Here is a 15,225-nt window from a genome sequence, read left to right on the forward strand (position 1 = left end):
TCCCTTTACAGCCGATCCGAATATCGCTGCCGCACAACAGAACGGCGCGCTCGCCGGTGGTGCACCGGGAGGCGCCGATGGTGTCGCCGGCGCACCACAAGCGGCAGCTCCGGCGACTGCGGGAGCCCCTGCCGGAACCGGTGCTCCGGCGACAGCGGGCGCTCCGGCGACGGCAGGCGCACCCGCCGCCGGTGCACCGGCCGCCTCGTCTCCGGCCGCGAACCCAGGTTCTCAGTCGAGTCCCACCGCAGGCGACAACCGCTCCGCGGGCGGCGGTGAACCACGCACCCAAAGCGCGAAGCCGGATGCCGCTTCCAGCCGTGCTGGTGTCGCCGATTCGGCACCGGCAGCCAGCGCAGGCGGTCCCGCTGTGCACGCCGCGCCGACCGGTGAGCAAGTGCCCCAAGTCAATTCGCGCCAAGAGGCTACGGACACGCTTCAGGTGGCAAGCGATTCGGGCATTCCCGAAGCGGGCACCGCGCCCCGCGCAGGGGCGCCGGACGGACCCGGCCTGCCGCCGCGCACAGGCGAGACCGATACCGCCGCCCCGCGCACCGCGTCGCCCGACGGCAACGGTGCACCGCCGCGCCTCGGCGGAGCGAACGACGTGGGCACTCCGCCGCGCGCGGGCGCCTCTGATGGTGACGGCACTACGCCTCGCGTTGGCGGGTCCGACGGTGAGGGAACCCGACCCCGGGCAGGCGAAACCGATGGGGATGGCACTCCACCTCGTACCGGCGAATCCGATGGCGATGGAACTCGTCCTCGCGCTGGTGATTTGGACGGCGATGGTGCTCGTCCGCGTTCAGGGGATACGAACGGTGACGGCGCTCGGCCTCGTGTGGATGATTCTGGTGCTGAGGGAACTCGTCCTCGCACGGGTGGCACCGATGGCGATGGCGCCCGGCCGCGTGTGGGTGAGTCCGACGGTGATGGCACTCGCCCGCGGGCGAGTGAGTTGGATGGCGATGGAACCAGGCCACGTGCAGGGGAAACCGACGGCAATGGCGCCAGGCCACGGGCAGGCGAGGTCGACGGCGATGGTGCCCGGCCACGTGTGGGCGAGGTCGACGGGGATGGTGCCCCGCCGCGCATAGGCGAATCCGATGGCGACGGAACTCCTCCTCGCGCTGTTGATTCCGATGTGGATGCCGCTCCCTCTCGCGTGGGTGACGGGGAGGCCGACGGGACCCGGCCTCGTTCGGGTGAGTCCGATGGTGACGGAACTCGTCCTCGCGTTGGTGATTCCGATGAGGACGCGGGTCCCTCTCGCGCGGGTGATGGGGAGGGTGGCGGGACCAGGCCCCGTTCGAGCGATCCCGATGAGGGCGCGGATGGAAGTCGGTCGGACGACGGGTTGCTCGTTGTTCCCTTGGCCGGAGGTGACGGGGACGGGCGACCCGGGCGTCGGACGGCGGACGGTAATGGTTCGGGGCGTCGGGATACGGATGGTGACTCGACCTCGGAGCCGGATGGGGATGCGCCGCAGCGTGATTCGGAGGACGACCCGCCGAAGAATCCCGCGCAGGAGGCGTTGCGCGAGATCAAGGAAGCCACGGGGACGCGGCGGATCAAGCCGCCGAAGGGGCCGGTCGGCGAGGCCGGGATGTCGTTGCGCGACATCGAGGACGCGGCCGGTGGGCGGATGCACGAGTTCCCGGCGGGCACGGCCGATCAGCCACGGCACCAGGGTGTCGCCGACGAGCTGGTGCGGATGGCGGAGGGGCTGAGCGCGCGCGATATCGCCAAGGGCAAGTTGCCGCGCGCCCTGGTTGTCGCCGAACACGTGGTGAACGGTCGCGGTGTCGGCGCCGACGCCTACGTCCTCACCGCGCGCCCCAATGCCGACGGCGGCTTCGACGTGGTCGCCTCCGGCACCCGTCCCGACACCGTTGTGCCGAGCGAGGCACGCAACGTCTCGGCCGTCCTGTTCAACGGCAACGGAAAAGCCGTGTCTCCCAGCGGTTCCGACACGCGCGTTCGCCCCGCCCACGAGCGGTCGATCTACACCCGCGAGGGAACGATCGAAGGCCGCCGCGACGGCGAGACCCCCAAGCAGCACAGCTGGCGCATCCGCGCCGAACGCTCCGACCAGCTCGCCACCCGGGAAGCCGACCGAGCCTCCGCCCTGCGCGCCCTCATCGCCGCAGGCGGCGACAGCCTCGACAAGGACACCCGAAAGAACCTCATCCGCGAGGCCAAACGCGCCGAATGGAACGCGAACAACTTCCGCAAGAACGGCGACGCCCAATGGAAGGTCATCGGCGGCCGCCCCGAAACCCCGGACCAGAACCCCCGCACCCCCAACCCGGACACGGCCCCGCCGCGTACCCCCGGCTCCGATGCACCGCCGCCGCGCACCCCGGATTCGGATGTGACGCCGACGCGCACGTCCGACTCTGATGTACGACCCACACGGACCCCGGACTCGGACAGCGCGCCTTCGCGCTCGGACGCCGATGATGCACCGTCGCGCCGACCTGACTCCGATGAATCTCCGCGCACCCCTGATGTGGATGCGGGCCCCGCGCGGATGCCCGATGTCGCCGGAGTTCCGCCACGCGCAGCCGACCCGGACAGCACGCAGCAGCGCGGGCCGGACACGGTGCGGCAGCCTGCGGGGGAGGCCACTGCCCCACGGCGCGATGACCCCGGCTCCGCGGCGCAGCGCAGACCCGACGTCGACAGCGCCCGCCAGCGGTCTCCGGAGGTGGATTCACAGCGGACGCCCGACAGCACCGGACCACAGCGGACACCGGATTCGGACAGCACGCAGCGCAATCCCGATGCGGATGGAAAGCCGTCTCCTGCAACGCAATCCGATCACAACCGTGCGGTCGATGGTTCGGTGCGGCCCGAGGATGTCCGGGATCTCACGCGGCGTCCACCGCTGGACGAGACACCCGACTTCCTCGCCGAGTCCGATGACATCGAGGAGGGCTTGGAGAACGACGTCTATCAGTCGGCGGACGGCAAGTGGCATCACGTGCTCGACCCGGCGGGGACGTTCCGGGATGTCAACTTCCGGCTGCACGATGCCAACGGGTTCTGTCGCGATCCGCTCACCAGCAGCGAGTTCCGGTATCTCGCGCAGGAGGGCCCCAAGCGCACCTACAAGGTCGCCGATCCCGAGATCGCCAGGCAGATGGCCGATATCGTGGCCGACCGCACGGTGGTGCAGAAGCGCAGCGATGACGCGCTGAAGATCGTCAACCGGTTGATGGGCGAGTTCGGTGTCGCCAAGCTCGGCGACATCGCCAGCAGCCAGAAGCTGGACAAGGTCGCCGCCGAACAGCGGCGCAAGCTCGAGGACGCCTACGACGACCTGCAACGCGACCTGGCGGACCGCCCGGACGACCCCGAACTACAGCGCCGCGAAACCGAGATCATCGACAAACTCGAGCGGCTCGACGAATTCGAGCGCGCGGCGGCCTCTTTCAACAGGCTGCGGCCACAACTCGTCGCCCACTCGAAGGCACTCGGCGAGCTCGGTGCTCGCGCGTTCGGTCTCGACCCGGCCGAATTCCCCGGCGCGGTGCTGCTTTCGCCGTTCGACGGGGACATCGACGGCCGTCCGGTCATCGACGGTGCGAACGTGCTCGACGTGGTGGTCTACGTGCCGGGTACCGACGGTGCGCCGCCCGCGCTGATCTCGCACGAGGCGAAGGGCGTCGGCTCCAAGCTCGGTGGCTCGAAAGTCGCGAGCGCGGAACAGGGTTCGCCGGAGTACTACCGCCGCACCCTGCGCATAGACAACAACCTGCACCGCATACTCGGTGAGACGCCCGAGCAGATGCGGCAACGCGGCATCGACCCCGAATCGCCCGAGGGGCAGGCGCTGATCCGCGCCAGGAACGACCTGCTCGACGCGCACCGGGCGGGCACACTGCGCTTCGAGTACCACCATGTGCACGCCGACCGGAACGGCAACGTGACTGTCAGCGAGTTCGACCTGGTGCGCGACGGCAACCTGGTGCGCATGGACAATGTGGGCGGATACGATTCGCCCGCACTGCAATCCGACGGGGTTCCGCGCAGTGACGACGACGCCCCTGTCCGTCCGGAGGACCCGGACGAAGCAGCTCGTTTCGACGCCGACCAGCTCGGTGCCCCCGCCGCCGACGAGTGGTCGAACCGCAGTCCCGAGGACGTCGCCGAACGCCTCCAGGATCACCTGCGCCAGGTCACCGGCAACCCGGAATTCGAGGTGTTCGGCTTCGATTCCGACTCCGTGAATCCGGAGGTGGCGCGCGAATACGCCCGCGCCATGGTCGACCTGTTCGACCGCAACCCCACCGTCGACCTGCGCCGCGTCGGCATCGGCGAGCTGCCGAACGGCGTGATCGGTTTGTCACAGCCGAGGATCGACCCGGCGACCGGCAGGCTCTACACCGAATCCATCGTGCTCAGCCGCGACCACGCCCAGAGTGCCGAGTTCTTCCGGCAGCGCATGCAGATCGGTGTCGACAACAACCGCTTCGCGCCCGAGGTGCTCAACCGGCCGGTGTACGCGGTACTCGCGCACGAATACGGGCACGCGCTCGACTACGCCGGCCAGCAGAACGCCCGCCACCAGGCCGAAGACCTCCTCCTCCAGCGCTACGCCGACGACACCACTCGCGACCCCGCCCAGTCCTACGACGACTGGCTGCGGCAGCTCAGCGGCTACAGCTTCGACGGCAACGGTCGGCTGCGTCCCGGCGAAGCCGTGCCCGAGGCGTTCGCGGCGCAGATGCTGCGCACTCTCGGTGGCGACGACACCAGCCCGGAACCGGTACGCGCGCTGCACGATCTGGTCACCGATATCGCCGCGCGCCCACCGGAATCGGTCACCTGGCCGCTGTCCGAGGACGCCGAACGGGTCGCCGAACCCGACGACGTGCCCGACCGCGCCGACCGTGATTTGCTGGTCGACCCGGTGAACGACGAATGGTCCGATCTGCCACCGGCCGAGGTGGGGCGGCATCTAGCCGAACGGATGCGCGACATCACCGGACACGATGTCGAGACCTTCGGCTTCGACCAGCCGAACGTGCATCCGGCGATGGCCCGCGAACTGGCCCGCGGCATCCTCGACATGCAGACCCGATACCCGAATGTCGATGTGCGCAGCGTCGGTATCGGGGAGACCGGACCCGGCCGGGTCGCGGAGACAGCGCCCGAACGCGACCCGAACGGCGGCTACCGCGCCAAGTCGATCACGTTCAACCACCAGTACTTCGCCGGCAACGGCAGCCTGTTCCAGAACCTCATGCGCGCCAGCAAGCCCGGCTTCTACACCCGCAGCCTGTGGGACCGTCCGGTGTACGGCTTCGCGGTGCACGAGTTCGGGCATGCCCTCGACTACGCGGGCGAACCCCGAACCCGCAAACGCGTGGGGCTGCGTCTGCACGACCACTACCACCGCAACCGGCTCGGCGACCGCGACGGCTTCAACCCCTGGCTCGCGGGCGAACTCAGCGGCTACAGCATGAACAGCAGGACCGGCGAGCTCAATCCGGGCGAAGCGCTCGCCGAGGCTTTCCGCGAAATGGAAGCCACCCGTGATGCGGACGGCACGCTGCACCCGGAACGGGTGAGCCCGGCCGTGCGGATCATGTACGACCTGCTCACCGACGCGGCGGAGGTACCGCGCTCCGACGCGATGACCGTGGATCGCGCGGCCGACGAGATGCAGCTACGTCCGCCGTGGGAGGACGACATCCCCGACCTGGGTGATCTCGGCGCGCCCCGCGACGACGAGTGGTCGGACCTCTCGCCGAGCGAGGTGGGCGACCACCTGCGCGATGTACTGCGCGAGGCGATGAAGAACTCGGACTTCGACGTGTACGGCTTCGATCTGCCCGGGCTCGATGCCGAGGTGGTTCGCGACTACGCCCGGTCGATGGTCGAGCTGTACAAAGCCTTCCCGCAGACGGATCTGCGTCGCGTAGGCATCGGTGACCTCGACTACGGTGTGCTCGGCCAGACCGCACGCACCCCCGACCGGACCACGGGTCTGCCCTACACCGACATCACGCTCGGCTACGACTACGCGATCAGTGCCATCCATCTGCGGTCGTCGATACAGGAGTCGGTCGACTCGGGTCACTTCCACCCGGGCGTGCTCGACCGGCCGGTGTACGCCATCGCCGCGCACGAGTACGGTCACGCGCTCGACGCGGCAGGCAGGCTCGCGGCCCGGGCCGACGCCGACGGGACGCTCGACGAAGCCTTCTACGACAACCCCGACGGGTATGCCGATCCGGACTCGTGGCGGCGTCAGCTCAGCGGTTACAGCCGCAGTGGTCCCGACGGTCGATTGAATCCGGCGGAGGCGCTCGCCGAGGCGTTCACCGAAGTGCTCATGGTCGGCCGCGACCGGGCGACTGGGCCCGCCCGCACGCTCTACGACCTGCTGATGCGGGAGGCGCAGAATCCGACCCGCGACTATGTGCACAATCTGCCCGAACAAGGCTCCGATCATTTGGAACTACCGGACGGCGGGAATTCGGACCGGTCGGAACCGGACGGTTCGGACCGGGACCACTCGAAACCGGAAGGTCCAGAACCGGATCCCTCGCAGCGGAATTCCTCGGAACCCACGGCCGGACAGCGGGATCGTTCGGAACCGGATGCCTCGCAACCGGATCGCTCGCGTCCCGACGGCGAGCTGACGCGCGACGGTGTGCACACCGATCCACCGCGCACCACCCCGTCGCAGCCGGAATCACCACGCCAGAACAACGCCCCGGAGGAAACGCCTCGCCGGCGCCGGTGGTGGCGTTCGGAACAGCCCGCGATCCCGGCCGAACCGGAACGACGCGTCTTCGTCGACATCGAGGGCGAACAAGTGGTCGTTCCGCTCTACCGCGATGCCGACGGTGAGTGGCAGGTGGCGCCGCAAGACACGACCATGCGACAGGCGGAGCCCAAGCCGTTCCTGAAACGCATACTGGCGCAACTGAACAACCACTTCCCGATCCTCAAGCAGCCCTCCGGCGCGCCCAACATCGGTGACAGTGCGGGACAGGCCGCGATCCGCGACGGTGTCCTCGGGATCGGCGACATGATCGCCAACCCTGGCCCGGCGCAACTGCCTCCGCCCAGCCCGACGCCGCCGGGAGTTCCGACGGTCGGACCCGGACCCGAGGCCTCGGCGCCCGACCCCACGTTCTTGCGGATCGCCCAGCAGACCCCGGTCTTGATCCAGAACCGCGAGTACCTCCCGCTTTTCGGCAAACTGTCCGGCCGGGTGCGTCGATCGGGCGGCGAGTATCCGGCGATGCGCAACGAGGACGGCTCCGAGTATCGTCCCGAGCTCAGCGATGCCGACGCCGACCTGGTGCGCAGGCAGATCATCAGCGACCTGCGGGTCGAGCGCGTCACCTCTGAGGACGCGCGCAACGATCTGCTCGAGGCCTTCGAGCACGCCGGGCGTGGACAGCGTGAACGCATCCTGCGCGACATGCTCGCCAACGACCTGATCACCCAGGACGAAGCCGACGAACTGCACAACAAGCCGCAGCCCGACCCGCTGCCGCCGCTGCCACCACCCGTCGACCCGCCGCCGCCCGGTGGGGAGACGCTGCGCGAGATGTTCGACCGGTTGCTCGGCGTCGAGGTGGCCGACGAGCCGGATGCGCTGCGCCGGGAAATCGACCGGCAGCAATACATGGTGATGCGGCAGACCGCGGCCATCATCGGTCTCGGCGATGCCTTCATCCGCGCGCACATCGAGCAGAACGCGCCCTACACCTCCGCCGACGGCGAATCGCAGGCTCCGGTGCGCTTCGGCGGACGGGTGAGCATGATCGACCAGAACCCGATGGGCCGGTTCCTCACCGAGTTCATCGCCGCGTTCGGCCGCGATCCCGGCGTGCTCGCCACCACCCCGCTCGACAACGGCGCCGAACCGCTGCCGATGTTCGGCGACCCCGATGCGCTCGGCCGCGACCAGGGTCTGCGCGACTTCTTCGTGCACGCGCTGCGCCGCGACCAGCTTGCTCACGAATTGGACACGTGGGCAGGAACATTCGGCCTCGGGCCGCACCAGCTCACGCCGGACACGGTCGACGCGTTCGTGCAGAGGCTGTTCGAGATCAATCAGATAAGGGCTGAACGGCTCGCCGAATTGATCGCGGCGGTGGAGGAGCGGCTGCCGCCGCGCGACACCGACGGGCCGACTCTCGGTGAGCCGATTCGCGACCAGGTCGGCCGACTGCCCGGCGGCGACGGCGCGCCCGATCGGCTCGTCATCACCGACGGAGCGCGCGAGCGCGACCAGGTTCTCGCCGATGTGCTCGCCTCCCAACCGGATCTGGCCGCGCAGATCCGCGACGGCGATCTGCTGGTCGACTACCGCAAGGTGCTCACCGACTTCAGGGGGCAGACCCACCTCGAGCCGGTCGACACACCACAGGTGCGCGACCACACCGAAAACATGGACGGACGCGATGTGCGGATCACTCTGCTGCGCGACGGTGACGGCGCCTGGCGCCCGATCATCGGTTCGGATGTCGTCCCCGGTGACGGTGCGACGGTGCAGCGCACCCGCGAGCAGCTACTCGCCGACCTGGTCGATCTGACCTTCGCCCTCGAGCTCACCCCCGCAGATCTGCTGCCAGGCGACATCGACGAGCGGATCGCCGAACTCAAACTCGACAACGCGGTGCGAGCGGCGCAGGTCGAGGGCCTGGCCGACTTCCTGCGCACCGGAAATCTCGTCGAGGACTTCCACACCGTCAGCAACGCACGCGGTCGCCTCGCGTCCGCCCTCGGCCTGACCCAGGAACAGATGACCGCGGGCAAGCTCGGTGAACTGCTCGCCGACGCATCCCGACGAAAAGCGCTGCGCGCGCAGAACTTCGACGATCTGGAACTGTACTTCGGTACCCTTCGCGAACTCGATTCCAAGGCGCTCGACGCGGCGCGTCAGCGGCTGGCCGACCGGCTCGTGCCCGACAGCCACATCCATCCGGCGCACCGCCACGACTCGCTGCCCGCCGACGAACGCCCGACGACCACCGAGCGGCCCACCCGCAAACAGAAGCGGCTCGCGCGGTACGCGGAACTCGCGGGTGTCGACCATCGGGTCGCGGCGCTGCTGCCGCCGGGCCGGGTCGAGCGGCCGGGTGGGCGTCCGGACGACGACAAGGTCTTCGCCGTCGACCCCAAGGGGTTGAGCGGGAAGAAGCTGCATCAGCTCGTGCGGATGCACGAAAAGCAGGGCAATGACGAACTGGTGCGTGAAGCGCTCACCGAATTCGCCAAGGCGCTGCGCGATATCGACCGCTATGCCCTCGCGCCGACGGACACCAAGGACGTTGTGCGGTCGGACAATCAGAGCGTCCCGAAGTCGGACGGCAAGGAGATCACCGATCCGAGGCTCGTCCGCGAGTCGATGCCGCTGCAGGGGCCCGACAGCATCAACGCCATGCGTCGGGTGATCGCCGACGCGCTCGGCAGTGTCGATGTGGCGGACTTCGCCCGCGCGGTCGCCGAGGCCGCGGGCACCCTCGATCTGACCGTCCCCGGGGATGTCGGCAATACGAACCGGCCCTCGGCAAGCCGTGACTGGGCACGCCTGGTCGGCGTCGACCTGGCCGGTGCGGACGGCGTGACATACGCCAAGATCTACGAGGCGTTCCGCGACGGCAAGATCGAAAAGCACGAGGGCTTGAAGCCTGAGCAGATGGCCGCCGTGATCCGTGCCATGCGCATCGAGATCGCCGATCGCGCAGCCAAGTTGACGGCGCTGCGGCAGTTGGTGCACGACTACTTCGGTATGAACGACAACCATCTCGGCACGCCGGGCGAAAACACTCCGCCCCGGCAGCCGGGCGGTGGGCTGCGGGGCGAGGGCGCGCCCGGTCGGCCGAATTCTGCTGAGCAACAAGGCGAGACCGGTGCGGCCCGTCCCGAGAACGGTGGAGGTGGAAAGCCGCCCGTGCAGCCGCCTCGGTTGTCGTCGTCGCCTGATGAGCCGGAAGATGGTGGACACGAACGCGATTCGGACAGCAGCCCGTTCGACGACGCGGCCCGCCGGAAAACCGCGGCCACCGACGAGGTGTTCGATCGGCACGATGAGGCCGCCGACGCTCGTCTGGCGGAGACGCTCGAGCGATTGACACAGGTCCAGCAGGAGCTGGAGCAGGGACTGAACGAGTCGCCCGCACCGCAACCCGACGAGTCGGTACCCGCCCGCGACCCACAGGCCCAGCCGACGCCGGACAGCCGAATTCGCGACATCCTCGACGAGATCAGCCAACTGCGCCGTGAACTCGACGACCGTTCCGTCGACACCGAACTCGACCGCGAACAACTCGCCGCCGACCTCCTCGCCAAGGCCAGAACCCTTCGCCTGGAACAGCTCCTGGATCAGGCCCGCCAGGAAATCGCCGCCCGATTCGACGAACTCGACCGCCGCGACGACGAGGGCCCCGACGAAGACGGCCTCCCCGCCACCCCCGACCCGACACCGTCCAAGCCCCCCTCCACCCCCGGCCCGGCCCACCAGCCACCATCCCAACCGGGCGTCAACCCGGCACCTCCGATGCCTTCGGCGCCACCCCAGCCGTCCGCACCGCCCATGCCGTCGGCACCGCCCTCGGGCTCCCCGGATTCGGGGGACAACTCCCAGGCGCGGACTGGGGATCCGCTTCGCGATGTGGCCGAGTTCCTGCGGGAGCAGCGGGATCTTCCCGGCCAGCGGGATGCGGCGCCGTTGTCGGAAGAGGCGACTTCGTATGCGCGGGCGTTGGGGGAGGCGCTCGGGTTGGGGGAGCGGTTCTCCGGGTTGCGGCAGCCGTTGGCGGCGTTGGCCGAGCTTGCGGAGTTGGCGCGGGCTCGTGGGTTCCTCGACAGTGCCGACGGGCCGACCATGCGGTACCCGGCCGACTTCGGGCCCCTGTCGGACACCGAGCTCTACGGTGACGAGCAGTACTGGCTCACCGAGGCCGACGATGCGACATTGCGTGAGGTCCAGGACGATCTCCGGCGCGCCGGTCTGCCGGTGGACGAGCCGTCCATGCCGACGCGGCAGGTGCCGCCCGCACAGGGTTCGCCGATTCTCGCCTCGAATCCGAACGGCCCCGCAGCCCGGGTGCCGACGCCCGACTCGGATCCGAATCATGCCGCCGACCACGTGCCCACGCCCGAGTCGGTGGATCAGACCCGTGATCGTCTGGTGCGCCGATTCGATCTCAGCGATGCCGATCTCGCCCAGCTCGGCGATACCGTCGCACACCTGCGGTATCGAAACCTGTTGCGCGCGGCCATGGTCGAGGCCATGGCCGCTGCGGCGGACCGCGTCGCCGGAATCAGCGATCCAGCCTTGCGTGCCCAAGCCGAAGCCGCGCGTGACGGCTGGGCTCGCAGGCTCCGCGTCGATCCCGACGCACTCGCGCGCGATCCGGATCGTGCGATCGCCGATGCTCGCGCCGAGGTCCGCCGGGAAGCCACCGACATCCTCGACCTCGCCGATGCGGTCCGTGTCACCGAGAGCGGCGACAATCCGGACGGGTCACGCCGCTACAACATCCAGGTCGACGGAGACCGCGTACCCACGCGGCTCGTGCCCGACGGCGATTCCCGCTGGCGGGTCGAAGAGGCCGAACGCCTCGACCCGCCCGACCCGACCTCGGCCGACCCGTCAGACGAGCCCGCGCCGCGCAAATCGCTGCTGCGCCGCCTGTGGGACGCGGTGAACTTCGGGTACGAAGGTCATACGCCCAAGTACCCGTCAGGTTCGGGTATCGACAGCGCGGGCCAATCGATGCTCGGTCACCAAGCGGGTCTGCCGCTGACCAGTCAGCGCGACCCGAGCCCGGCGCCGGGTGACGAATACGATGTCCTGAGTACAAAATTCAGCCCGGTGCGCATCCTCAAGGAAGCCATCACGATGTGGCGCAGCCGCGAGCTGGTGCCGTTCTTCAAGCACCTCACTTCGCGGATCGCCGATCAGGCGGCACCGGACAACCGCCCGCCGACCCTGCGCGACGGTTCCGAATACCGGTACGCGCTCGACGAAGCCGACCCCGAGCTGGTGCGTCGGGAGCTGGGTGTCGAACTCGAGGACCTGAAACGGCAGGCCGATGCCGAGGCCCGCGAACTCACCGCAGGCGAGCAGCGCCCGGAACTGCCCGCGCAGCCGGACACGCTGCCCGACAATGCCGAGGTCGCGCGCTCGACTGCCGAGATCGACAGCTGGACAAGGGAGCTCGACGACGCAGCGGCCCTGCGTGACGACCTCGCCGATACGCTGACCGATGCCGCCGACGACCTCGAGGTCACCCTCGGCGACCCGACACCGGAGAACGTCCGCCGCGCCCTCGACCAGATCCGCTACCAGCAGCTGCGCCGGATCGGTGCCCTCACCGGCATGGCGGAGGCGGCCCGCCGCTTCGCCGCCGAACACCAGCGGATCCCGTTCAGCGACCAGATCGACTTCTTCGACACCGACCCGATGACCCGCTTCCTGATCGAAGTGGTCCGGGCCAACCAGGGCAACCCCACCCTGCTGAACTGGCGGGGGGTGAACAACGGCGGCGAACCGGGGCGCGACTGGGGCGACCTCACCTACTCCGATCAGCCCGGCATCGACCAGGGCATGCGCGAATACTTCGAGAACGCGTTGCGGCGAGACCAGATTCGCGACGAGCGCGCGGTCTGGGCGCAATTGCTGCAGACCGACCTGGCTGACCTGGACGCGGGTGACCTGCGCGACGTGTTCACCGCCGAAATGGCACGCATTCGTGAATACGACGCGCTGGCAGCCGATTTCGCTCGCGATGCCGAAACATTCCTGCGTGCGCACAGCGAGGCGGCCGAACTCGCCGACCTGATCGGTGACATGGCGAGCCGGGACTGGGTGCTCTCGCGTGGTGGCGCCATGCTCGACGACGGCACCGGAATCGGCCTCGTCCCCGGTGACTCCGAGGGTTCGCTGCGGCTGGTCGTCCTCGACGGGCCGACGGGACATGATCGGGTGCTCGCCGATGCGCTCGGCCGCTACCCGGATCTGGCGCAGGCGGTCAACGCCGGTGTGGTCGACGTACGCTACATCGGTACCGACGTGCGGCCCGGGCGGACCCTGGCGGACGGTCAGGCGGTGCCCGAACGCATCCTCGTGCTCGATCAAGGGTTGCGCGACGTACGGCACTTCAGCGGTGCGGTCGACGGTCGATCCATCGATGTGACCGCTGTCGACGACGGGTCGGGGTGGCGGGTGGTTCCCGACGAACCGGTGGACGACGCGCTCGCGGTGACCGACCCGGCCGAGAGTGCCGACCTTCGCTCGCCGGACGAAATCAGCGCGGCTGTCGGCGAACTCGTGGAGCGGCTCGGCATCACCGAGGCCGATCGATCGTCGGTGCAGTCGCTGGCGGACAAGCTCGCCACACTGCGGGCCGAGAACGCGGTGCGCGCCGCCCAGATCGAAGCAATCATCGATTACGCCCGTACCGCATGGGATATCGACACGTTCCACCAGGTGGAAGCGGCGCGACACCGCGTGTCACATCGGCTCGGGCTCGACGCCGAGGAGATGACGCCGCGCAGGCTGGCCGAGGAATTCACCGACCAGCGTCAGCGCAACCCACGCAGGCAGCAGCAGGCCGAAGCGCTGGTGAAGTACGCGAAAGAGTTGAGCGGCATCGACTCCCAGCGTGTCGCGGCGGCCGACGACCGGCTGGTCCGCCGACTCGACGCGCTGAGCAGGCCGCCGGGTTCCGACGAACCGGTGGTGACGTCGATCAAGCAGCTGGGCGAGGTGGTCGCCGATCTGGTGCATCGCAACGGCATTCGCGAAGAACTGGTCGACGCGCTCACCGACTATGCGGAAGAACTCGCCGAGATCGACCATTTCGATCCGCGTGCACATGGTGACAACGCCGTGGACCCGCGCGTCCCCGACGCCGAATTCCCGGTGCACGACAAGGCTGTCCGGCATCTGCTCGACCTGGTCGGCGATCCATCCGCCCTGGTCGACGTGCCCGAGTTGCTCGGCCTGCTGGTTGGTCACACCGATATCGCGCCCGGTCCGGACCGCGGTGCGAGCCGCGACTTCGTCCGCATCCTCGGCCTGGATCTCACCGACGCCACCCCCGAGCGCTGGGCCGAGGTCTACGAGATCTACCGCGACGGCAAGATCGATCAGCACGAACGCCTGACCCCCGACCAACTCGCCGAGGTGCAGGCCGAACTGCGCGACGAAGTCCTGCGCCGCGCCGCCGACATCACCGAACTCACCGACCTGCTGCACCGCGCCGCCGACCTCGAGGTGCAGCGCCTCACCGAGCAAAGGGACGAAGCGACAAGGGAACTCGCCGACGCCGAAGCCGCCCTCGGACAAGCCCGCCAGGGCCTCCCCATCAACGAATCCGACCTGATCGACCCCCGCACCCGAGCCGACGCCCTCGCCGAACTGCGCTCCCGCACAATGCGAGTCGACGAGCAACAGCCCTGGCAGAACCGCCTCACCGCTTTGGAGCAAGCTGCCCAGCGCGTCGACGATGCCCGCACCACCCTGACCGACATCGAGACCGCGCTCGACAATCCCACCCACCTACCCCCGGCGAGCCTCACCCGGCAGACCCCACTCCCTGCTCAGCCCCAGCCCTCCACCGAGCTGGGCACCGGCGGTCCCGTCAACGGGGCGCCGGTCCCGAACGGGCATGGTGGCGGCAGCACCAACCCGCCGGTTGTGAACGCGTCCGATGTCGACGACACAAGCGTCAACGGTTCCGTCGGCCCTGCCCCGATTACGAACGGGCAGGTCGGTGGTGATCGCGCTGGGCAAGAGCCCGAGGCGAATACCCCGGAACATGAGGTGCTCGGTCCGAACGTGCCCGTCGACACTGGGCCTGCGAGCCGGCCCGTCAACACCGGTGCTGACGACGGCGACACGAATGGGGCACGCGAGCGGGAACTCGGCACAGACGAAGCCGGCAACGATGCGGCCGACAGCGAGGTACGCCCCGACAGCTCGTCCGATGACGCTCCGGCCGCGCCGACCACGGCACCACCTCACGCAGCACCCGAGCCGGCAAACCGCCCCGTCGGCCCCACACGTTCCCGAATCCCACACCCCCCGAAGGACTACGACTTCGACTTCCCCGTCCCCCCGTCCATCTCCCCCCTACCACCCCTCGAATTCGACGTAACCCCCTCAGACCCGACCCCTCCGCCCAACCCGCCGACCCCGCCCAACCCGCCGACCCCACCTGGCCCGTCGAACCCGACGCC

General features: G+C 69.1%; 1 protein-coding gene and 1 pseudogene. Both read left to right on the forward strand.

Features of this window, described 5'->3' with window-relative positions:
* Positions 1 to 710 precede the first annotated feature (710 nt).
* Positions 711 to 1,097 (forward strand): hypothetical protein, encoded by a 387-nt coding sequence (locus ACWEVR_RS00940; RefSeq protein ID WP_452465690.1) that lies wholly within the window; start codon positions 711 to 713, stop codon positions 1,095 to 1,097.
* 437 nt (positions 1,098 to 1,534) lie between these two features.
* Positions 1,535 to 15,225: pseudogene (locus ACWEVR_RS00945) on the forward strand (hypothetical protein); the annotation flags it as partial.

This window comes from Nocardia sp. NPDC003979 (assembly GCF_053605015.1).